Annotated in this window: 14 protein-coding genes; 3 read left to right on the plus strand and 11 right to left on the minus strand. The window is 37.1% G+C overall.

The features are described 5' to 3' along the window. Positions 1-6: 6 nt before the first annotated feature. The 4 genes from ACMAYS_RS02715 to ACMAYS_RS02730 all read right to left on the minus strand — a co-directional run bounded on the left by ACMAYS_RS02715 (position 7) and on the right by ACMAYS_RS02730 (position 7,763). A complete protein-coding gene (locus ACMAYS_RS02715; protein WP_412462691.1) occupies positions 7-621 on the minus strand; it encodes a transposase in 615 nt (204 codons plus the stop codon). 340 nt (positions 622-961) lie between these two features. Further along, positions 962-1,426, minus strand: coding sequence for a cyclic nucleotide-binding domain-containing protein (locus ACMAYS_RS02720; RefSeq protein WP_103217448.1), 465 nt, complete (start codon positions 1,424-1,426; stop codon positions 962-964). A 44-nt stretch (positions 1,427-1,470) separates the two neighbouring features. Next, the gene (locus ACMAYS_RS02725) at positions 1,471-2,442 is read right to left on the minus strand and encodes a hypothetical protein (protein ID WP_103217449.1); all 972 of its coding nucleotides are present in this window, start codon (positions 2,440-2,442) and stop codon (positions 1,471-1,473) included. 44 nt (positions 2,443-2,486) lie between these two features. Beyond that, the gene (locus tag ACMAYS_RS02730; protein WP_412462692.1) at positions 2,487-7,763 is read right to left on the minus strand and encodes a hypothetical protein; all 5,277 of its coding nucleotides are present in this window, start codon (positions 7,761-7,763) and stop codon (positions 2,487-2,489) included. 368 nt (positions 7,764-8,131) lie between these two features. Between ACMAYS_RS02730 and ACMAYS_RS02735 the strand changes: the two genes are divergently transcribed. Then, on the plus strand, positions 8,132-13,018 hold the full coding sequence (locus ACMAYS_RS02735) for a hypothetical protein (RefSeq protein ID WP_412462693.1): 4,887 nt from the start codon (positions 8,132-8,134) through the stop codon (positions 13,016-13,018). Here ACMAYS_RS02735 and ACMAYS_RS02740 read toward each other — a convergent pair. From ACMAYS_RS02740 to ACMAYS_RS02750, 3 genes are read right to left on the minus strand one after another with little or no spacing between them, the layout of a single operon-like run. Next, entirely contained in the window at positions 13,005-14,021 is a 1,017-nt protein-coding gene (locus ACMAYS_RS02740; RefSeq protein ID WP_412462694.1) for a hypothetical protein, read from the minus strand. The two genes, ACMAYS_RS02735 and ACMAYS_RS02740, sit on opposite strands and share 14 nt — an antisense overlap. Further along, positions 14,018-15,103: a hypothetical protein gene (locus tag ACMAYS_RS02745; protein WP_103217453.1), complete on the minus strand. Its 1,086-nt coding sequence runs from the start codon at positions 15,101-15,103 to the stop codon at positions 14,018-14,020. The genes ACMAYS_RS02740 and ACMAYS_RS02745 overlap by 4 nt, the downstream gene beginning before the upstream one ends. 23 nt (positions 15,104-15,126) lie before the next feature. Further along, a complete protein-coding gene (locus tag ACMAYS_RS02750; protein ID WP_103217454.1) occupies positions 15,127-15,798 on the minus strand; it encodes a hypothetical protein in 672 nt (223 codons plus the stop codon). A gap of 334 nt (positions 15,799-16,132) precedes the next feature. On the opposite strand from ACMAYS_RS02750, the gene ACMAYS_RS02755 reads away from it, so the two are divergent. Then, the gene (locus ACMAYS_RS02755; RefSeq protein WP_392991674.1) at positions 16,133-17,911 is read left to right on the plus strand and encodes a S41 family peptidase; all 1,779 of its coding nucleotides are present in this window, start codon (positions 16,133-16,135) and stop codon (positions 17,909-17,911) included. Positions 17,912-17,926: 15 nt separating this feature from the next. Here ACMAYS_RS02755 and ACMAYS_RS02760 read toward each other — a convergent pair whose 3' ends face one another. Both ACMAYS_RS02760 and ACMAYS_RS02765 read right to left on the minus strand, forming a co-directional pair. Continuing rightward, the gene (locus ACMAYS_RS02760; protein ID WP_103217456.1) at positions 17,927-18,754 is read right to left on the minus strand and encodes an SAM-dependent methyltransferase; all 828 of its coding nucleotides are present in this window, start codon (positions 18,752-18,754) and stop codon (positions 17,927-17,929) included. A 157-nt stretch (positions 18,755-18,911) separates the two neighbouring features. Beyond that, the gene (locus ACMAYS_RS02765; protein WP_412462695.1) at positions 18,912-21,020 is read right to left on the minus strand and encodes a hypothetical protein; all 2,109 of its coding nucleotides are present in this window, start codon (positions 21,018-21,020) and stop codon (positions 18,912-18,914) included. A 323-nt stretch (positions 21,021-21,343) separates the two neighbouring features. Here ACMAYS_RS02765 and ACMAYS_RS02770 point away from each other — a divergent pair, with 323 nt between their 5' ends. Continuing rightward, the gene (locus ACMAYS_RS02770; protein ID WP_103217458.1) at positions 21,344-22,087 is read left to right on the plus strand and encodes a glutathione peroxidase; all 744 of its coding nucleotides are present in this window, start codon (positions 21,344-21,346) and stop codon (positions 22,085-22,087) included. 36 nt (positions 22,088-22,123) lie between these two features. Here ACMAYS_RS02770 and ACMAYS_RS02775 read toward each other — a convergent pair whose 3' ends face one another. Then, positions 22,124-24,298, minus strand: a complete 2,175-nt coding sequence (locus tag ACMAYS_RS02775; RefSeq protein ID WP_103217459.1) for a glutamine synthetase III — start codon at positions 24,296-24,298, stop codon at positions 22,124-22,126. 79 nt (positions 24,299-24,377) lie between these two features. Continuing rightward, complete coding sequence (locus tag ACMAYS_RS02780; RefSeq protein ID WP_158246831.1) at positions 24,378-24,536, minus strand: hypothetical protein; 159 nt, start codon at positions 24,534-24,536, stop codon at positions 24,378-24,380. Positions 24,537-24,568 lie beyond the last annotated feature (32 nt).

The following is a 24,568-nucleotide window of genomic DNA, read 5'->3' on the forward strand; positions in this document are numbered from 1 at the left end:
ACCTTTTCAGGATTTCAACATCTTGCGATCATGAGTACTTACACTAAGTGGGATTTCAAAAACACTCCTTTTTAAAGAAGTGCTAATAATATTAGTTAAATTACTTGAAAACCTTTGTTCATAAAAAGACACCTCATCTGCATACATAAAGTGTGGCCTATAGTTTAACAAGCGAGCTTCAAAACTTGTAAAGTGTAGAGAACTATATGGATAATCAATACATCTTTCTACAATATTTACTCGAAGAGGATTTTGATAAATATAACGATATACATTTTGTAAATAGTCCTGATTGGAGACGATAGTCCACTTATAGCGATTACTGAATTTATGATTTATTACCTTAGCATTTCGACTAATTAGCTTTGAGAGTTTGAGATTAAAATACATCATAAACCTATCAAGATTCTCATTAGGAGTTGTAACGAGTAAGTGATAATGATTATTCATTAAAACGAAACAATTTATTTCAACATTAACATTTTTCCGAGCATAAATTAATGCCTGCTTAGCTAAATCCCAAACATGATACATTGGTAGAGGAAAAGGAACCTTATTATTAGTTCGAGATGTTACGTGATAAGGAAACTCATTTTGTCTTATTAATTTAGGTCTAGGCATTCAAACGTTCTGACGTAACAGACATGACAAATAAATAAAAACGACAACATTTTATTTTTTAATTCAATTACGAAACTTGGTACGCGCCACCTTTTCGAGATTCTAGAAAGTTATCTATTAAAAAGGAGAAATCTTCGACAAAAATCTCACAAGAATAAGAATTACTAATATAAAAAGATTCATTCAATAATGAATACTAATTAAAAGCAACGAAATATAAAGTTTAGGGTTAAGTATAGAAGAAATTAGAAACTAAGTGATTAAAATCTCGAAAAGGTGGCGCGTACCAAAAAGGGGGGCAGCTCAGTGAACTGCCCCTCCCCCCATCTCAGCGCTAGCTTTAGGCAGCTTTCTTAATTTCTTCCATTTCCATGATTAGGGTTGAAATTCGTTTACCTGCGCCCTGTAAACGTCCGGCCAGTAACCTTGATAGATTGAGTATCAAGAGTGAAAAGATTCGAGGATTGGTTTTGTACAGGCCGAATATGTCCGAGTAGTTCATGACGAGAACATCTGTATAATTATCTGATTGAACAGTTCCATAACGTTTATTTTCTTTAAGAAGTACCATCTCACCGAAGAGGTCTCCCTTTTTACAACGAGCAATTTCTTTATCGTCAGCATTAAAAACTTTTGCTGAACCATTTAAGATAAGGAACAACTCCTCACCACTATCGCCATGTTTAAAAACATAGTCGCCAGGTTTTAGCGTAAGCACCTTACAGTGCTCACATATTGTCATAATTTCGTTGTCATATAGGTCAAAGAATAGCGGGCAACCTTTAACGATTGATAAAACACTCATTTCTCTTCTCCAAATTTAAAGTCAGCTTAAAATTCTTAGCTTTATTAAGCTACATTCTTCTTATCAGAATCAACTTTCTTAATAGGAGCATCTTCACGCATGTATCTCTCGATACTTTGAAGAACTTTTAGTACACCTTGCATTGTACTCTGCTCCTTAGCATTACCACGTTGAAGGTGATACCAAAGGTTCTGCATTGAAGTTTCAACTTTCTTAAAAATCTTGTAACGCTTTTCCGGTAGTGGAAAAAGAGTGTTTAGGAAAGTTAAAATTAGAGAAAAGAAAATCCCCGCAATCGATGTCTTCATCGAGAAGGCAACGTTGATAACGAAACGAGTAAGGTTATCTGAAGATTTTTCAATATTATTAAAGTCAATGGCCGCAATCTCAGGAAGGGCCATGGCAATACCAATGAACGTCCCGAAAACCCCAAATACAATAAAAAGGTTTGGAAGAATATCGATCATACGTGAAGCACCATCAATAGGGATCTGTCCGTAAAGCTTAGTCCAATTTCTATCATCACTCATGATACGGTCAGTAAGCTCAGTATAATTAGGAGGAACTGTTGATTTAAAAACCGAACTCTCCCCATGAATTGAAGCAATTAGACCGTGCTTAGAACCAATATACTGGTTAAGCGAAATACTTGAACCTTCAGAGCTATCGATCTCTTTATCGATTTCTCTTTGCTGTTGTTGCATGGCCTCTTTTCCATCATAGTGACGATTTTGAATATTGGCATTATTACTGAAACGAAGAGCGTTATCAGGAAGGGCCGCATTTACTCGCCCTAGAAGATTCGACATATAAGAGTCGATATCATCAATTGGTATATTTTTTTGCTTATCATCATCAATGGCCGCATCAAGCTCGCGAGTAAAACGAGAGTAATAAGCATCATCGTCCTTACTGTGGCGATAAGCTAAGTAGCGGAATACTAGGGCACAAACTAAAAGCCCCATCATAAATTCGATAAGATATGTACCGAAAAACCCTAAAACTATCTCAATCATACGTACCTCTTTGTTAGGTCTACCAATCCTCGACTATTGGTATTCTATTTTAGTTCTGGAGACAATTGTAATAACCTCTCCATCGCTTTTGGATCATCTTTTAGTGTAAAGCTCAGCTCAACACGTTGTGACTGTTTACAACTATAGTCACCACACTTCATGTCTTCGTTTGCAAGTGGAACTGCGTAGCTTGCAGGTTTTCTCTCTTCAACGATGAAACCTTTTGGCTCAATAAGTTCAGCTGCAATCGACTCACGTTGTCTCTCAATAACCGTATCTAATAGAACTGGTCTTGAGAAACCATAACCAATCGACTTCGTCACATTTCTCATATAGAACTTATATGGATAGCTCATTCCATCACTATAGATATAGTTAGAAATTGCTAGTGCACGTCGTGACGACAGGTTTAAGTTATAGTTATACGAATAAGCTTCTGCCATCATAGGATCTAGTGCCTTACCAGCAAATAGTGGTGAAGCGTGACCTTCTACGTTGAAACTATCAAGCTGCTCTCTAACTGTATCATCAGCAAATAAAACTTCTGAGTACAGTGGGATTAGATCTTTTAGCTTCTTCTTCGCATGAACACTCAGTCTTGAAGAACCAGTTTCAAATAGTAGGTTCTTATCCATTAGAAGTGTTACGTTACCAGTTTTAGGATCAACCGCTGCATCAATATTATTATTTCTAAATTTATCAGCTAGGTTTCTCGCAATATTTGCACGTAGATTCTTCTTCTGATCTTCAACTTTCTTCGCAATTTTCTTAACTTGCTTCATGAAGTCTTTCTTATCGTTAACTTCAGCAAGACATGAGTTAAGTTTCTTATTAGCACCATCAAGCCCGTTACCAAGTTCAGTAACCTTCTTATTAAGCGCACTTGAGCCAGTCTCACAAGCATTTAGGTCTTCACCAAGAGATGCGATTTTACGGCCAAGATTTCCATTTTCATCATTCTTATTAGCAAGGGCATTTTGTAGATCACTAACTTCTTTTCCAAGTCCTGCAACCTTCCCTTTTAAGTCTTTATTTTCGTTATTAAGTCCAGCAAGCTCACCTTTTGCTTTACCAAGGGCCTCTTTAAGTCCACCGTTCTCTTTTCCAAGACCTGCAAGTTTACCTTGGGCCTTACCAAGAGCTTCTTTTAGGCCACCGTTCTCTTTTCCAAGACCAGCAAGCTCTCCCTTAGCTTTTCCAAGAGCGTCTTTTAGACCACCGATCTCTTTACCCATACCAGCAAGTTTTCCTTGTGCCTGACCAAGAGCTTCTTTTAGACCACCGTTCTCTTTTCCAAGACCAGCAAGTTCACCCTTGGCTTTTCCAAGAGCGTCTTTAAGTCCACCGTTCTCTTTACCAAGACCAGCAAGTTCACCCTTAGCTTTTCCAAGAGCGTCTTTAAGTCCACCGATCTCTTTACCCATACCGGCAAGTTTACCCTGGGCCTGTCCAAGAGCTTCTTTAAGGCCACCGTTCTCTTTTCCAAGACCAGCAAGCTCACCCTTAGCTTTTCCAAGAGCGTCTTTAAGTCCACCGATCTCTTTACCCATACCAGCAAGTTTTCCTTGTGCCTGGCCAAGAGCTTCTTTTAGGCCACCGTTCTCTTTTCCAAGACCAGCAAGCTCACCCTTAGCTTTTCCAAGAGCTTCTTTAAGTCCACCGATCTCTTTACCCATACCGGCCATCTTACCTTTAGCTTGACCTAGGGCCTCTTTTAAACCACCGTTCTCTTTACCAAGACCAGCAAGCTCACCCTTAGCCTTTCCAAGAGCGTCTTTAAGTCCACCGATCTCTTTACCCATACCGGCCATCTTACCTTTGGCCTGTCCAAGTGCTTCTTTAAGACCACCGATTTCCTTACCCATACCAGCAAGCTTACCTTGAGCTTGTCCAAGGGCCTTCTTAAGTCCACCGATTTCTTCACCCATGCCTTTCATCTTACCTTTTGCCTGACCTAGAGCTTTCTTAAGCCCTCCATTTTCCTCAGACATACCAGCAAGCTTACCTTCAGCTTGGCCAAGTGCTTTCTTAAGGCCACCAATTTGTTCGCCCATTCCTTTCATCTTACCTTTGGCCTCACCAAGAGCTTTCTTAAGCCCTCCGTTTTCTTCTGCCATACCAGCAAGTTTACCTTGAGCTTGTCCTAGTGCTTTCTTAAGTCCACCATTCTCTTCAGACATTCCCTTAAGTTGACCCTCGGCCTGCCCTAGAGCATCTTTAAGTCCACCATTTTGTGCCATAAGAGATTTATTATCACCTTCAAGTTTACCAACCATCGCCTTAAGACGATCAACTTCACCAGCAAGACCCTTATTCTTAGCGTCCCCTTGTGCAAGTTTTGATTGAAGGTTTTTGATATCACCTTTTAAACCTTGATTGTTCTGCTGAGAACGAGCAAGGTTTGATTTAAGTCCATTAACATCATCGTTAAGACCTGCGATTTTTCCATCACGAGCGGCAACATCAGCATTAAGTTTTTTGATTTGAGAATCTTTTTGTGCTGTAAGTGAATCCATCGCTTGCGCATGCTTACCTTTTAGATCTTTAATTTGATTGTCATATGCAAGCTTCTGATCTGACTTACTTTTTTCAAATTGTTTTGTAAGATCAGTAAGTTCACGTTTGTGATCAGCGTTAAGCTTTGCAATCTGTGACTGCGCATCTTTTTTAACACCTGCTAATTGCTTTTCTTTTGACTCCAGCTCCGATTGGAACTTCTTGTTTAAATCAGCAATTTTAGACTCATATCCAGCTTTTTGTTTGGCCTCAGATTTCTTATGCATTTTCTCTAGATCAGTAATTTTCTTAGCATGATCTGAGTTAAGCTTTGCAATTGTCTCTTGTGACTTCTTGATTGTTCCAGCAAGTTGAGCTTCTTTAGTATCAAGTTCTGACTGATGCTTTTTATTAAGATTTGCAATCTGAGACTCATAACCCATTTTTGTGTCTTGTTGTTGCTTCTGGTGAGACTTTGTTAAGTCATCAACCTTCTTAGCATGATCCGAGTTAAGCTTCGCAATTGTCTCTTGTGATTTCTTGATTGTACCAGCAAGTTGAGCTTCTTTAGTATCAAGTTCAGACTGATGCTTCTTATTAAGATTTGCGATTTGAGATTCATACCCCATCTTCGTATCTTGTTCTTTCTTCTCATAAGCTTTCGTTATATCTGTAACTTTCTTTGCGTGATCTGCATTAAGCTTTGCAATTGTCTCTTGCGACTGTTTCTTTTGTCCTGCTAATTGTTGATCTTTAGAAGTAAGCTCTGATTGGTATTTCTTATTTAGGTTAGCGATCTGGGTTTCGTAACCCATTTTTGTATCTTGTTGCTTCTTTTCATACGACTTAGTAATCGTATCTACTTTTTTAGCGTGATCAGAATTAAGCTTAGCAATCGTATCTTTTGATTGTTTAATCTGACCATCTAACTGTTGTTGTTTAGATGTAAGCTCTGATTGATGTTTCTTATTAAGATTTGCAATTTGAGTTTCATAACCCATTTGCGTATCTTGTTGCTTCTTTTCATAAGATTTAGTTAAGTCATTAACAGTCTTTGCATGATCAGAATTTAGCTTTGCAATCGTCTCTTGCGACTCTTTCTTTTGACCTGCTAATTGTTTTTCCTTAACATCAAGTTCACCTTGATATTTCTTATTAAGATTAGCAATCTGAGTTTCATAACCCATTTTAGTGTTTTGCTGCTGCTTTTCATAAGTCTTTGTAAGGTCAGCAACTTTTTTCTGGTGATCCGAGTTTAGACGAGCAATCGTCTCTTGAGAGTCTTTTTTCTGACCCGCAAGTTGCTTATCCTTTGTATCAAGTTCTGATTGAAACTTTCTATTCATATCAGCAACTTGTTTCTCATAACCTGCTTTTTGTTGCTGTTTTTGTTGCTCATAAGACTTTGTTAAGTCCGCAACCTTATTCTGGTGATCAGCATTAAGAGTTTTAATTTCATGCTCTTTTGTTGAAATGATATTTGCATACTTCTTATTTAGGTTATCAACCTTAAGCGTGTGATCTTGATTAAGCTTTTGAACTTCTTGTTGCTGTTGCTTTTTCTGTTCAACAATTTCTTTCTCTAGCTTTTCTTGGGCAATAATACGCCCTTCAATCTCACGATTGGCCTTAGCAATTGCTTCTTCATTTTTGCGCTTAACTTGTTGAAGCTCTTGAATTTTCTTTGTATCTTCTGTTACTTTTTGAAGAGTATTTGCTAGTTTTGATCTTACTTTTACAATCTCATTATTAACAAGTTTGTTTTCAGCTTGTTGCTCCTGAACTTTCTTTTGTTCAACTTCTAGCTTTGTTTCAAGCTTTGACTTAACTTGAGTAATCTTCTTAATATCTTCAGTTTGCTTAGTAATCTCTTGTTCAAGCTCTTTAAGTTTCTTTTCTTGTTGAGTTTTAACTTGCTCTACACTTGAAAGAGTTTCTTCGATTTTCTTTTTCTGCTCTTCAACTTGTTTCTTTTTCTTATCTAACTCACCAACTTTTGAGTAAAGAATATTATTCTTATCTTTTGCTTTTGCAAGCATCGAATCGCGTTCTTTAATTTGTTCTTCAAGATCAACTAATGATTTTTCTTTGAACTCTAAAACAGTTTTAATTCTCTTTTGCTCTTCTTCTTGCTCTTTAATCTTCTCTTTTGTTTGCTCAAGATTCTTAGAAAGCTTTTCATTCTCTTGAGACTTCTGCTTCATCTCTTTAACGATTTGCTGAATTTTCTTCTCAAGCTCTTTTTCTTCCTTCTTTTGACGCTCCATCATTTTTGATAGCTTATCAAGTTGGGCCTCTTTAGAACGTAGATCATCTTGATTCTTACGAATTTCCTCAAGACGCTTCTTCATTTCTTTTGCTTTTTCGTTGATTTCTTTCTTTAATTCAGTATTTTCACGAGAGATCTTTTTTGACTTATACTTTTCTTTATCAAGTTGTTGTCCAACTTTTTCAACAATTGACTCTTTCTTTGTTTGGTTCTCAACCATTTCTTCCATGATCTTTTTATTCTTTTCAAGTTTCTCAACAAACTTAGAAAGCTCGACCATTTTTTGATTGATCACGTTCTTATAATCAGTAACCTCAGTGATTGATTGCTCAATCTCATTCTTGGCCTTCATTTCTTTGATTTTTTGCTCTTTGGAAACCATTCCTTCAAGTTGTTCTTCGTGTTTCTTCTTCTCTTGCGCTTGCTGCAAAGATTTAACACCAACTTTAATCATGGCGAAAACGAACATAACTAGGAATACAACCGCAACGGTTGTAAACATATCTGAGTATGAACTCCAGATTGACCCGTCGTCTTTTCTTTCTTCTCTTTTCATAATCCTACCCTCGAACAGCTATTAGAATAGCGATTTCTAAAGTTTATTAAAGAGAATGGCCTCTAAGCCGTTTAAATTTCTGTCTATCTTAAATATTTACACGAACTTAGCTTAGTCTATGAGCATTTTTGGGGCCAAAAACCAACTTGCAAGATGAACACCAAAAGTGACAAGTATTGTGGCCAACATAAATAATTTTGGCCATTGCCAAGTATCTGAGTCAAATGCTCAGATGGATTTTAGAGATTTTCAGCTCTAACCTCCTAATAACTCATTTTATTATGATTTTACTGCGGCATATTTTAACCTTACTTTATATTAATCTTAAGTAGTTACGTGATTGAGACGATAACTATTTGGGATAGTAAATGAAGAAATACACGGAACAGTTTAAATTCATTCTGATGTTTACGCTAATGCTTATGATGGCAAGTTCATGCGTACCTCAGGCAGCTAATAATCGCTCTACATCTAGCAGTGAAAACGATGGTGTGGAAACAGAGATCAACGATCCAACGTTCGCTGATTCAAGGGCCTATATTCAATATGCAGGTAATGTCTATGATGGCGTATTTGAATTGGATAATTACTTTGATGATAAGCTGACATTAAGGGGCCGTGGAATTCATAATTATGTGAAAGTAAATCTTAATAAGACTTACTGTGCTGTCGTTAACTTCCCAGGTATTGAGAGTGGTACACCACTAGTGGCAGTTGGTTTTCCACAATACACAATTAACGTTTCAGAGAATTCAAAAGAATACTTCTTAAGATTTACTTATCGCTCAATTGATAAGTCTATTACTCAGAGCTATTGTGACAATATTGATGTTCAGTCATTTATTGTAGGTAAGGCCCTAAATTCAACGAAAGTAAAATACGATATTGATGAAATTTGTCCAACTTGTTCAAATATAACAACAACGTCAAGTTCACTTCTATTAACAACAAGTTCAGGAGATGACCTTACAACGGCCCTTGGGAATAATATTTCTTTCAAACTATTCTTCACTTATATAGGAACACCTGACACAGGAAATTTGTGTTCACAAGATTCACAATGTAGTGGAAATGGTAGTGACTACTGTTGTCTTAATGGACAATGTGTTCAGGATTTATCGGAAAAAACACAGAATATTCCAAGTACTGTTTTAAATGAGATTGATCTTAACCCATCTGCTATCTATAACTATCCAAATTACTATAATATCTGTACGACAGGTTCTGTACCTGGAACTGACCCAGATGAGGATTATACGCCAGATGAAGAAGCGGCCATTCGCTTTAATCGCCTAAAGCAACTATTTCAATGTACCACTCCATTTGATGGTGAGCGAGGTATCTGTACAACAATTTATGAAGGTGCTCGTACTGATCTAGAAGAAAACTACGAGACAAATATTGATGATACAAATTTTGCTTCTACCTATAAAGGAACAAAGCCTTTTGCAAACTCTGTTCATGAAGTACGTTATCAAAATGGAATCATCTATAAAGAAGGTGCCGCTATTGTTCCAGGAACAGTGACAATATCAGGAGAGAATGACAACTTAACAGATACAACAAAACTTAAAATTACAACTCCATATAGTGAGACAAATAAGTACAAGAACTTAGAGATTGATGCCTATACTGATGTTTCATGTAAACGAATCAATAACTTCCAAGCACAATGTTATAAAGTATATAAGCAGGGACAAAATGAAGGGATGGCAACAGACCACTACCCTGGTACACAACGATTTCAAATTCCTTATTATGCAAATTTAGGAAATAAGCTAGTTGTTCAAGTTGATGAAGTCACAAGAACACAGAATTCTTCATGGACACTTTCAATTGGATCAATCAATGAAGTTGTCTTTGGAGACAATTATATTGTTCAGGACTCACAGACTGTTAAGATTACATTTTATGTAGACCTTAGCACTTATCCTACCATTCTAACTTCAAAAGAAGCTGCTCAACAAGAGATTGCGACATACTGTAAATGTTCACTTTCTCAATGTGCACTAGAAGAAGTAAGAGATACAAATGACGTGGTTGTAAACTACCAATGTTACCTAGTTTCAAATCAACCACAAGCTCCTTTACAACAATCATTCTATCTCTCTGCAAAGACGGCCCCGCAAAGGTATTTTGACAGCAATGGTGTTTCTAAAAAAGACCTAACGCTTACTGATGTTATTCTTGAACCAAACCTCGCTCAAGAAGGAACAGCATTTGCCTATGCTAACGGTGATAAGTCAAAGCCAAACAATCTAACGGATTACGTTGGTTTTAGTGAGATTTATGGAAGCTTTGATCTGACAAGTACAGCTGCCAAAGCAGCAAAAGAAATCCAAGTAAATGAAGGTATAACTTATGATATCTTCGTTTCAGGTGGAAACTACTCTAGTTGTTCATCATGTGGAAATGATTACTACGCTTCAAGTTTAAAGTATCTTTCAAATGAATTTATAAATGGCCCAGCTGGATATCAACCGGACCTAACAACATCATCGCGTACAAAAACAACAAAATATCGCTCTGATGACTTTTTATTTGGACGTGCCTGTTTTGTACCAGCAACAATGCTTGCTTGGACTCATCAGCCATATGAAGATCAGCAAGATCAAAGATTAAATCGCATGAAGGCACAGCACTTTATGGTTGCTAATGGCTATGATCGCGACTGGTATGGATTCAACTACGGATCTGTTATTGGATCATTTGATGGAGTCAAGTGGTTCGCAGTTGGTTCAAAAAGAAGAATTAAGGCCACAAGTAATAAGCTATTCTTAGCAATTAATGCTAAGTTTGCAGACCAAACTGTTGAAAACAGCTACTCTGTAACAGTACAGGATTCAGTTATTAATGGTAGTTCAAATATTCCAACTACTGACTATGCAACAGATGGTGCAACTTGCCAGCAGGTTCATGCCTGTAACACAGATAATGAATGTGTCTCAGCTCTAGGTTGGGATTACGCTTGTGAAAATATATCAACTCTATCGTCACCTTTTCCAAATTTTGACGTTAACGGAAATGAAATCCCACAAGAAAGTGATATTGATCGTCTACTATCTTTAAGTGGAACTTTTTCTGGTGGAGTTAAAAGATGTGTATACAGAGGACGTGGAGCAGCTTGTCTACCAGAATATAATAATGTGAACAACTCGTCTCAATCTTACACGACAGTCGGTTCGAAGAGACTTCACGGTTGTTCATTCAACAATCATTGTCAGCCACTAGAAGGTGCCAATAATGAAAAGTTCAACAATCGTCTTTCTCGTAAGGCAACTTCCCTAGTATTTCAAAATGGTCAAGTTGATTCAGATGAAGATCTTGTTTCAACAGTAGGTCTTGAAGCACCAGCACTTGGCCGTCCATTTAACTATATTGGTAATGAAGCACCTAATTCTAATGCAAAGAAGAATCTACTTCTTAATAATGTTCAGGGACTATGCCTTCCTGGACGTGATGCAAACCTAGAAGATGTTGTCGTTTCAATGGATCGCGAATCAGTTCTAGTACCAGACTTTATTGGGAATATGGGGAACACTGTTACAGATCTACAAAATAATGTGAATCTTAATACTTACCTAAGCTGTCCAACTTTCGATACGACAGGAGACTATGTTGCCTTTGACCGCATTAATAATGTGAGTACAAGAACATCTGACTTACAACTTCTTTCTCGTTCTCAAAACCTAAGTACTTACTTCTTAGAGATTTTTAATGGACTGACAAATAATAATTTACTGAAAGATCTTGAAGATGAAGATGCACCATATGTTGACTCACAGGCACTACCTGTTAATGCATGTCTAAGAGCACCAGGTTCAACTTGTTTTACAGATTTAGATTGTTCAGCTTCTAAATTTGTAACAGATAATACAAAAGGTGTATCAATCGATGATCTAATCACGGCCACAAGTCAGTATGAACTTTCTTTCTGGCAAACAGAACAAGTATGTTCACAACCAGCACGTGTTGGTGATGATGACTATGACATAAGAAATAATCGTTGCTGTACACAAATGGGAAATACATTTAAAGTCCCTACTCTTGATATCTTTGGAAGACCAATTTCAAATGATTCAACAATCACAAATAGTGATGGTGTTGATCTTACAAGAGTACCTGGAGCAGAAATTGGAGCAAAAACTTCAACACGCTTCTCAGGAAATGTTCTAACAGAATATGAGAGAGAGACAGACGGGCTAAACACAATGACGATGGCCACAAAGGATGCAGGAATTCCAGAAGCTAGTGCCTACTCACAATTTAAAGCACTTTCAACATATGGAAAGAAAATGTGCTGTAGCGAAAACTGGGTTCGTAGTTTCAATAAAGAAGTTAATGGTGGTGGCCATGAGTGGGGACCAAATAAAATGCAAGCACACGGCCAGGACTCACTTGAAGATTTCAAATGTTACAACTACGCTGATCAGTCAAAGCAAAACTGTAGTGCAACTCAAGCGCAAAATACATCAAGTTGTTCTTTAGTAGATATTCCAGACGCAATCGGTGAAGATATCACAAAGTGGCTTGGATATTTTGAACTAACAGGTATTCCAAATATTGTTATTAAAGATCATATCTCAGGTGTAGTTGATATGAGTGATAACAAATGTAGTAAACCTATTTACCGCGATGATACAGCGGCTCCTGAATATGGTGTTGACGGTTATATGATTGCAGATACTCTTGACTACGAGCCACTATCAAAAGCGAACGAATTTAAGCCAGTATTTGAAAGTGATGAGTTTGCTTGTTGTATGCCAGCGGGAACACAGATGCAGGCCGGTGATGATGCTAATCTATGTTGTACAGGTTATATCAATCCGCAAAACAACAAGTGTCAGCTTAAGAATTATTCGAACGTATCAGCATATACAAATCGTTTTGTATCAAGTGAGCTTCAAAATCTACCAGACTCAGATTTTGAACCACTAACAGGACATATGAAAGATCGTGAAAAGTTAGCAATCGTTGCATGTCAGCAGAGCATGTGTGCTGATGGATATGTTGGTTTTGGTCTTGCTCATGGGCAGTATGGACTTCCAGAAGAGACACTGGCAGATGCAGATGCCGCTGGTGTTGGTAACGTTAAGCGATTCATGCAAAACACAGACAATGATAATGAATTAGGTCGAGTGGATTATTTCCTAGAAGGTCTAAAGTGGAATGCACACGTGTATTGTCTTCCGGCCAACGTGGCTGCTGAGCTACAAGGCTCAACACCAGCTGTTCAAGTTCTTAACTGTAATTAAATTTAATATCAGCAATAATCTTAGCGAGGAGTGCCTTGGCCGCTCCTCTATTATCTTTTGCTATATAAGGATGAATTTTTAAGCTGAGACTTAATTGGCCATTAAACTCCATTGCAACAATTCCTACTGGAAAATTTTTAGATCCAGGAGTCGTTGCAAACCACACTTCATCTTGACCAAGAGATTTATAACTTTCATCACTAACATCCCAGGCGCCAATATTAGAGAATGTTCCAAGCCAGAAATTTTTAGTCGCTGAGTTTCGTGAAAGTTTTGCCATGTAATTACGGCCAAATAAAACACCAATATGATGAACCCACCATAGGCCAATGTGATTTAGAGTTTTTACTTTTTGCGAAAAGCCATTTCTAATTTCGTTATAATCAGAGTTCGCATTTAAGCGTAGTTGAACAAAAGAAGTATGATTCTCGTAAGGACTCTTCTTATTTACAATCCCTCTAATATTAATTGGCAGAAGCCATGAGTATCTTAACTCTTGTGCATCATCTTTTATGAGAGAAAAAACGTGGTGATTAATTAATTCTAGAAGAACAACATTTTGCGAAAGTTTCTTCTCCTTTAAGAAATCATTAAAGGCCTTAGTTTCCTCATGGTTAAGAACGCCTACCTCAAATTCATAATTATCCTTAGGCCTATTATCATTTTTCTCCTTCCACTCAGGAGCACATGCAGGTGAAATATCCTTTGCTTTTAAAGCAAGCATCAGATGTTTCCAAAAAGATATTTTCTTATGATAATTAGAATAGACTGGAGTTCTCTTTGCTCCAAGCTGAGTTAAATAATAAGGAATTGAGGCACTTCCATCCATCAGAGAATGAGAGTATTCAAAGAACTCAGGTGAAAGAAGGTTACCGTCATGCCACTTAGCACGGCCAATCACACATTGATCGTTCTCTCCCCTTTCTTTTAATAATTCATACCAAACACCTACCCAGTCACGGCCAAAGTAACGTTTAGAAATAATATTAAAAGGCCATATCACAGAAGACTTCCTTCAAAACGAAAAGATCTCTTAGGCCATAGGCCCTGATTCTCATCACTGTGAATTTCAAACATATGTCCTGTGCTTTCCACAACAACGCCGTCAATTAGTGGCGAGAAGTGAATCTCATCCTGTCCCGTATATAAGTTACAGATATGATAATGACTCAACAGATGTGAATCTTTTAAATATTTAATCATAGCTGATATGATATCTTTTTTTGTATCGTTACTCATAGCAGACTTAAAACAGAGGTATTGAACCTCTAAGGTTTTTAAAATACCATTATCAACTTTGGGCCTTCCCATCATTTCAACAATATTAGTTAAAAACTTCTTTGCAAACTTTAAGTTATATAACTTGTAAGATCGTCCAAGATCGCGATTGGCAATCATAAAGATTGAGACTAAATCACTGCCATCAAATACACCGTAATAGGCATTACCTTCTTGATCATCGAGCTCCTCCATAAGGTCTAACTCATGGGCCTCTTGTGTATAGAAAGTTGAAAAATCAGAAAAAGGGATTTCTCTTACATCAAAAAACGTTGGATTAAAGACTGCAGGAATCACAACAGAATAGACGTGATAATTATTGATATAGCGGTAGTTATAACCTCGCCCTCCCTTTGTTAAGGAAGCTATGGCCTTTTCATTATCCGATAAGATCGCGGTGTAGGCCATTTCACATCGAAGATCTTCGGCCAGTTTAGGAAGAGCAGCAATGACATCAGCAAAACATTTACGCCACTGTACCTTTGCTCTTCTTCCTCCTTGAGGAGAAACTCGTAAATCACAAAAATATGCAACAGGTCGATAGTCACCATCGATAAATCGTAAGTGTCTTACAATTGTACCAACACCACAAATACTTAAGTCTTCATTTAGAAATAAGAAGGTCCAGAAATGGTTTCCTTTTCTTTCGTAAAACTTGAAGAAGTCACTGCCACGATCAAATGACAATGCTTCATCACCAGTTTCCATATGAATATCTTTATAAAAGTTTAAGATCCCTTCGTTATCTTCTTTAGTCGCCAGCCTAATATGTGAGTAAGGGGCAACGACCTCTTCCAAGGTCAACATACAAACGCTCCTTGCTAGCCAGACTAGCTATAAGATTTAACTTTTTTAATTGAGCGAGCTTTTAGTAGTCTCTTTAAAAGGAACATTACGATGCGACCAAATGATAAGTGGACATTCATCATTGTTCCATACTCAATAACTTCATCATCAGGCTCACTCATACCAGGTAGCATTTTAGTATAGCCTTTATAAAGTCTAAACGGGCGTATTGTATTATAGATCTCACCAAGTTTTGGCTTGGCACTTGAGTATGCATAAATATAAAAGTTACGTCCCATGCGTGATGCTTCAATATACATCATAAGCCAGAAGTAAACTCCTAGCAGTCGACAACGTTGATAGCGTGACATCCAAAGTGCTGTGGCTTCGAATAAATCATTTTCAAAATCTGGAACATCTTTTTTTAATTTTGCTAGGGCATCATCAGGTAAACTTTTTACGACACGAGAATCACTACCTAGTGCGAAAGTAAAACCACCACACATTAGCCCGTGTTTATTAAACAGAGCAAATGTCTTATTTCTAGCAAGAAAATCTAAAGGAAATTTAACACCAATTCTTTGGTAAGCGAGTTGTTGAAACTCTTGTAATTCATCAAGTTCGTTAATGCATCTTAGTTCCGAGCGATAAATACGCTTAACTCGGCGCCCCGTTCCAACAATAACACCTGGCAAAACAGCTAATTGTCTAATCATTACTCTCTCCTGTTAGAGTTGATGGGGACATCTTAGGAATAAGCTTAAGCATCAGTAAAATCTCAAAAGATTATTAAAATTTCCCCAATTTCATCCTGCGCACTAATAATACCTATAAAATTGCGCGCTTAGAAAGGGCCAAGAGAAATCTTATTCAATTTCTAACAACATTTTTGGCCATTTCCGTCAAAAAAATATTATTTGCAATAATTATTAGTGTCATAGTGCTACCTTTCGAATTTGTACAAGTGTGAATAATTTCAATAATTAATGCCAAGTACCATGACTTGCGCAGGCCTCATTGCTATTTTTCTCCATTCACAAAAGGAGCCCAATGAAGACAATAATGTCCCTACTACTATTAAGTTTCATGGCCGTTTCAAGCTATGGAATGCAAATTAATAAATCTGCTTTTTCTGGCAAGAATTTCTGGTACATCGATCAAATCGATCGAGTTGAGATTATTACAGATCTATACAAGCAAACAAAAGCTGAATACGCCCTGTGGGAAGTGAAGAAGAAGCGCATCGGTGTTGACGGAGATAAGATATTTAAAGAAGCAATTGAAGCTGAACAAACAATTGCTGACGTTGATGATGCTGTTTCACAAGCAAGAAGTAATATGGAGTTCTACGATCGTGCAAGAAAGTTAATTGCTAACTTTCAAGATACACACTTTGGACTAAGTACTCATATTGCAGCTCCATGGATTGTATCAGGTTTTAATACAAAGTTAGTTGAAGCTAGCGGAAAAGTAATCATTGCCTCAAAATACGGTAAGGTTATTGAAAAATCAGTTATTGAAACACAAAACTACTACATTAATAAGATCGAATTAGGTGATGAGCTAATCAGTGTTGACGGTGTAAAAGTAAGTGATGCAATTGATGCACTTATGCCTTACATTGACGCATCAAGTCCTGCCTTTGCAAGATCAAGAGCTGCTGCAATGTTAATTGAGCGCTACTTTCTATTTCCAACAAGGCCATATTTTGACATTGAATTTAGAAGTGCAAAAACACAGGAAACTCACAAGGTTCGCCTACCTCTATACTACTCTGGTGATACTAGTATCGTAAGAAAGAAAGATATTTCATTCTACCTTGATCAAAAAGGTTTCTTAAAGTTAAAAGAGCTTCGTTTTAAATGGGATAATCAACAGAGAACTTTTGTAAAAGACACAAGTCTAAAAGTAGATACTTTACCAGAAGGCCTTCCAAAAGGTGCTATTGAATTAGAAAACTGGACATCAGCAAATGGTGGTGGAAGCCCTATCGTTCACTCTGCTCTAATTCTTAAAGATGCAAAAGCATATGCTTATATGCAGGTAAACTCTTTTTCAGTATCAACAGTATACTTTAAAGGTGAGCAGCTTTCTTTTATCGAAGCACTTAGAAAAAATATTAAATTCTTTAAAGCACAAAACTTAGACCTTATTTTAGATATTAGAAATAATGGTGGTGGTAATGGTGGCTACCCTGCTCAACTTCTTTCTATGCTAACAGAAGCAGATAAAACATACCCAAATGCTACTTGGGCCTCAGCAGTTACTCGTTATATGAGACAACTAATTGAGTACTACGGTGTTGAAGAAATCTTTAAAGACATTGATGGAAGTGATTGGACAATGCAATCTGATGCTTTCTTTGAAGCTGCAAGTGAAGGAAGAATGCTTTCTCGTGCAACTCAGAATATTGATATTACAGCTGACCCACAAGTAGGTGGATATGATGGAAAGATCGTTGCTCTAGTTTCACCAAATTGTATTTCAGCGTGTGATATTACAAGTATTCTACTGCAAGGCTCAAAAAGAGCGAAATTAATAGGTACTCATGCAAACGGTACTGGTGCAGGATACCGCTCAAATGACGTGTATAACACGCAATTTAAGGACCGCTATAACGTGTTTTCAACACAGATCCCAAATATGCTATTTGGATACGGTGTTGAAGGTCACCAATTTGGTAATCTCTTAGGAATTGACTCTGCTTATGAGTTAAATTCTGAAAACGTTCCAGTTCAGGCCGATATTAATTATGTTGAGACAAAGAAAGACTTAACTAATTACATGTCAGGTTGGATTGAAAAAGCAATTGAAGTTTTAAACCAATAAAAAACATAGGCCACGCTATTTGCGTGGCCTTATAAACATTCCGATTTCTCTTCGATGCGAAGGAAGATGACAGACAGAGACTTCATACTTCTTATCAGCAGTAAATACCTTTATCCAATCATCAACCTTTTTAAGATCATTAATTACAGGTGTCTTAATAGTTAAGAAAGCACCTTTAATATTCTTATAAAAGTCCATTATACGACGCGACTGATTCGTATTTAAATCTCCATTCAAGTTTAAATCTGAAATGAGCCAGTCACAGTGCTTTGGTAGCTGTGCCCTAGTCACATCAAAGACACTCTTTTTAATATGTGAGAATTGATCTCCAAATTTTTCTGAAATAATTGGATCCATAAGCGCCGGATCAACTGAGACAAGCTTGGCCCCTTTTTCGAGGACATAGTATGAGATTCCACCTGGAGCACTTCCTATTTCCACAATCTGATCTTGCGCACTAATCTCTTCTTTATAAAGCCTAAATGCTTGGCACGCCTTATGATAGGCCCTAGCAGGAACCTCATCAGAAATTTCACTCTCCGTTAAAGAGAAGGTATCGACAGGAGTGATAATAGTATCAAAGTGCCAAAATTGATTTTCCCCCACTCGGATATACTCACCATCAAGAGGGATCTCATTATATTTATCGATAAAAGTCGCCTGTCTACGTGCAAAGGCAACAGGCTTTTTAATAAGCTGTGTTTCGTAATTATCTGGCCCCTTCATGCTAACAAACTCTTTGTTAGAAAAGCTTAGGTGAAGCTTGGGGTGCTTTAGCTTAATTTCTTCTAAAAGAAGATCTTTAAGTTTTGGATGATAGAAGAATAAGTAAAATGTGTTCATAAAAGCTATAGTAGCATGAATAGATAGCTTGGGATAGAACAACTGGCTTCTTAATAGAATTCTAATAAATAGGCATCTTCTCGATTTTTAAAAATGTGGCATAAAATGCCAAGAAATTGGGACGCCCAAAACAAGGGCGTCCACAACGTTATACATCTTATAAAGATGCTGGTGATCTTAGATTTTCTTTAATTTGAAACTGCGTAAAAATATTCTCTTTATTAACACCTTCAGAGTAGAAGTTTTGATAAGGAATATTCCCATTTAAATTTGCACTTACACTACCTTTATTAGGATGTGATCCAAATAGACGTGTCAAAAGATGATCATTTTTAATCTGATTATTTACATTATATGCAATATCTTTAAAACGCCACAGCGGTAGTTCATGCTTATATTTTGCAAATAACTGTTTAGAACCAATTTCCATACATGCTGCAATCATTGACCTTCTCTTAGATGGCCTAAAAATATATTTCCAACGATACTTCTTCTCACACTTCTTTTTAATCTCAGAAGTGTAATTGCCAGTCGACCACTCCTTTAAAAAGTCTGCATACGAGTCATATAATTTATGACGACAGCTACTAAATAGTGAGCGAAGCTTCACGAAAATATTTTTCGATTTTCCTCCACACGCTTCTTTGAAGACATTGTAGATTTCATCTGAATTACGATTTAAAAAATTAGCTATATTTGAATTATCCATCGTAATAGTTGATGTAAATTCCGCCGGAGCTCGGACTTGATAATTATCAAACATCGAGACAAAGTTTCCATAGCTATTTGTACGGGCCCTAACAAGATCCTTCATTTTATCTTCTGTCTTTGACACTGCCCAACTATAGTCCTTATTAACCTTACTTTGCTGATCAAAAGTCATCGTAAATACGTTATTGCTGAAGATATCAAAGTCTCGTCTAGCATGAATCAGTTCTTCTTCTGACTGATAATTTATATTCACTTTCTTCGATTCAACACGGTCATTAGAAACTAATTGATCGTAACCAATAAGCTTACCTAAGACGGCCCCAAGTAATTTAGAGAAAATATTTTGAGTATAAGATAGTCTTTCATAACGATGAGAGAAGAATTTATAAACTCTCCCATCCTTAACAACCTCAGTTGACTCAGTTTGAGAGTTCTTTACTCCACCAATGATGAAAGCAAGATACTTCGATTCTTTTAATTCCTTCTTACGGTTTTCATAAGAAGTAATATTACTCGCAAGTGTTGAGTAATTAAATTTACCAAAACGCACAACGCCTTTAAGCTCATTTAATTTCTCACTATTGTTTAAATCATCAACATATAAAGACATATATGCTTTATATGACTTCTCAAAGCTATAATTAAAGTCATAACGAAATAAAGTAAGTCTAATTAGATTTAAGAAATCGGCCATTAAAGTAATATTGGCACCTGCAGAGATTAACTTTGAATCCTCAGCGCTTAATCGAATCATCTCATTGGCCTTAGCATTATCAGCTGGCCCTAGACGTTGAATCTCAACAGTTGATTTTCTTTCGTACTTTGCAAGAGCACCAGCAGCGACACCAATTCCTTGATAAGAAGCAGTGGCGGCTGCACCAGCAGCAAATGTAAGCGCATCTTCCTTTTTGATAAAATCATAATCACCAAGTTTAGAAAAATTCTCCGGCCTTAAATACTTATACATAAAGAAAAGTCGATCAAATTTTGTTTGGAGTGCATCTTCAACATTGTCAGCAAAGTGATTAAATCTCATTGTTCTCTTTAGGGAAAGATTACTATAAGACTTTAAGACAGATGGAGATATATTAATGATCCCCTTTTGTTGTAGTGCACTTAAGAAGTTTCTAGCTGAAATTTCAATAACCATCTCATCATTAACGAGGTAGCGTTCTTCATCAAATAAGGAAGGTGCCGCACTTCGGTTAAAGAGAACTTTAAAACCATGAAAATCTCCAGCATGTCGCCAACCGACAAGATTAACTCCACCAAAGAAGCCATTGGCATCATGACTTAGACGATCACCTATTGCCTGATAATTGGCCTGGTAATTATCATAGATTTGTCGGTAAATTGGCGAGATATCGGCCAAGTCCGTACTTGAAAATTCTGTTTCTAATTTATGATTATCAACCGAAAAATTAGAAAAAGTAACAGGTTCAACGACATCATCTTGCGCAAGAGCAATCGACGTCTTTGTATTAAATAAAAATGTGAAAATTAAGAGAATAAGTGTTTTCTTCACTCTGTCCTCTGTATTACTTTTTAAGTTCACCACGTCCCCCTTTAGTGATTACCCAATACCCAAGGCTCACTAGCGGAAAAGAAACGGGAACGAACGTGCAATACAGATTCTTTTAGCCTAAAAGGGATTCTACGTTCATTATTCGACACGATGCAAGAAATTCTTATTATTTATTGTCATTCATCAAGTTTTGAATAGTTACCCAGAATTTTTAATAGATTTTACTTATCTTAAATTAATTTTAATTTAATGGAATTATTAGGAGATAGTGCCGATAATAAAGACAAGACAAAAGTGATGACCTATTGTTATGGTCAACTTAAGTAAACTAAACAAAAACAAGGAGAATTATAATGGCATTTGAAAGTATTGATGGAAAGCAGGTTCCAAAGACTTCTTTTAAAATTTTTAAAGATGGTGGCCTAGTTGACCTAACATATGATGAAGTATTTAAAGGTAAGCGAGTTGTGGTTTTTTCACTACCTGGTGCATATACACCAACGTGTTCATCAACTCACCTTCCTCGTTACAATGAGCTTGCTGGTGCAATAAAAAAAGAAGGTGTTGATGCTATCTACGTCCTATCTGTAAATGATGCATTTGTTATGGATGCTTGGATACAAGATCAACATGCAGATGAAATTGGTGTCTTACCAGATGGCAATGGTGAGTTCTCTAAAGGAATCGGACTATTAGTAGATAAGTCTGATATTGGATTTGGGGCAAGAACGTGGCGCTACTCGATGGTGGTAAATGATGGTGTTGTTGAAAAATCATTTATTGAACCTGATAAACCAGGTGACCCATTTGAAGTGTCAGATGCTGATACAATGCTTAAGTACTTAAACCCAGAGGCGAAAGCACCAGAGGCAATTGCTATTATCACACGTCCAGGTTGCCCACACTGCCACCGCGCTAAAGAGCTTCTAACAGAAAAAGGGCATAAGTATAACGAGATCATACTTGGGCAACATACTTCTAACCAGTCACTATTTGCTATCACTGGGCAAACGAAGGTTCCACAAATCTTTATCAATGGAGAAAGAATTGGTGGACGAGATAAATTAGAAGAATTAAATGAGCAAGGAAAGCTTTAAATAAAAAAGGCCGCCTATTGGCGGCCTTCTACATTATTAAATCAAAAATAACATTTCAAAATAAGTTGGCACTGGCCATAAATCATCCGGAATAATACTTTCAAGACGTCCACAGTGATCAGCAATCATCTCACTAATAGGCATTAACTCATAAGCTAATGAATGGGCCACTTTTTCTTCATCATGTACATCACTTAAACCTGCCAAGGCATTCTTAAGATTTCTATTTTGCTCAAAAACAGCTTCTAAAGAGAATTGTAGATCTTTTAGAATTTCTGTTTCTACTGACGCTTCGACTTTAATGGCCTTTGAAGCAGCAATTGATGCGGTTAACTTGGCCTTGTAATTAAGTGCCGCAGGGATAACTAATTGGTTAACCATATTTGAAAGAGTACCAAATTCGATATTACGTTTCGTGATATATGTTTCCAGAAGTACATTGTAGCGAGTATCGAGTTCTGATTCACGATAAATACCATGCTTCGTTAGAAATGCTGTCTCTTGTCTATCGACAAGAACATTTAAGCTATCAGCTGTTGTTTTTAAATTAGGAAGTCCTCTTTTTTGGGCTTCTTCAAGCCACGCTTGAGAGTAGCCATCACCGTTAAAAATAACATCCCAAGACTCATTGATAAATGTGTGACAAATATCAAGGAGTGCTTGATCGATAGAAACACCATCACGAATCTTTGCTTCTAGAAGATTATTTGCTTCTTCTAAAACTGCAGTTACGGCACCGTTTAGAATTGTCAGAGGAAAACCAATTGATTGGTCTGAACCACAGGCACGGAATTCAAATTTATTTCCAGTAAATGCAAATGGTGAAGTACGGTTTCTATCAGTGTTATCCTTTGGAAGCTTAGCAAGTGCACCTGCACCTAGATCAAGAATCGTTTGTGACTCAGGAGAGAATTCCTCACCTTCTTTAATTGCTTTAAAGATTCTTTCAATTGTTGAGCCAGTAAAGACAGAAATAATTGAAGGAGGGGCCTCATTAGCACCTAGGCGGTGATCATTACTGTGAGAAGCAATTGCGGCCCTTAAAAGTTTAGCATGGCGATGTACTGCTGCAATAACAACAGAAGTAAAAGCCAAGAAACGATAGTTTTGATGTGGTTCACTTCCTGGGTCAAGAAGATTAATTCCCGTATCACTTGCTAGTGACCAGTTAAGGTGCTTTCCTGAACCATTGATACCGGCAAACGGCTTTTCATGTAAAAGCGCAACAAAGCCATGACGAATGGCCACATTTTCAATCATGGCCATTACCATGTGATTATTATCAGCTGAAACGTTAGCATCTCTAAAGATTTGAGCAAGCTCAAATTGTCCTGGTGCAACTTCATTATGACGAGTTTTTGCAGGAATTCCTAGTTTATGAAGTTCATAGTCTAGCTCTTCCATAAAAGCGAGCACACGCTCATTGATGGCACCAAAATAGTGATCATCTAATTGTTGATTCTTTGTTGAAGGAGCTCCAAAAAGAGTACGTCCTGTCATCACAAGATCTTCTCTTAAATTATAGTAATTCTTATCAATTAAAAAATATTCTTGTTCTGCACCACAAGTTGCAATGACTCGTTTAACATTCGTTTCACCTGATAGGTGAAAGAATCTCTTTGCAGTTTCACCCAGGGCCGAAACTGAACGAAGAAGTGGTGTCTTCATATCAAGGGCCTCGCCGTGATAAGAAACAAAGGCAGTTGGGATACAAAGAGTTTTTGATTCACCTGTACCAATTAAAAACATTGGAGATGTTAAGTCCCAAGCAGTATAGCCACGAGCTTCGAAAGTAGAGCGAGATCCACCATTTGGAAAAGAAGATGCATCTGGCTCACCTTGAGTTAGCTGAGACGCTGATAACTTTTCAATAGGTCTTCCAGTTGAGTAGTCAAAATCTAAGAAAGCGTCGTGCTTTTCAGCAGTTGATCCAGTTAAAGGTTGAAACCAGTGACAAAAGTGAGTTGCACCTTTATCAAGGGCCCACTTTGTAACGGCCTTTGCAACGATCTCGGCCTGGGCCTTAGAGATATGAGAGTTTGAATGTATCGCCTCGTTAATTTCTTCTTTAATTGAATCAGGAATTTCCTCTGCCGTTTGAATATCAAACGTATTTTCACCATAGTAGTCTGTTACTTTTTGGTGCTTACCTGATTTGTCTCTGGGACGTAGAAAATTTAAACCTTGAATTAGATTACTTGGGACACTCATTTACTTCCTCTCCGTGGCAGTATAGATGGATAACTCCCTATATTATAAGGACTAAAGAGGATTTGTGTCCAATGAAAATTTATTTCTTGATTGTGATTGCTTGAGAGTAAACTTGCGTTTTAAAAACCTGATTATGATCAATTTCGGCCGCCTTGATTTTAGACATACAAAGTACACATCCTGCCATTAAAACAAAGATCATTTTTACGATTGCTTCATATGCATCCGGTGGTAACATTGCTAACTCCAAAAGTTTAGGCTAATTTAATT

Origin of the sequence: Halobacteriovorax sp. RT-2-6 (genome assembly GCF_047085025.1) — a bacterium.
Classification (GTDB): domain Bacteria; phylum Bdellovibrionota; class Bacteriovoracia; order Bacteriovoracales; family Bacteriovoracaceae; genus Halobacteriovorax_A.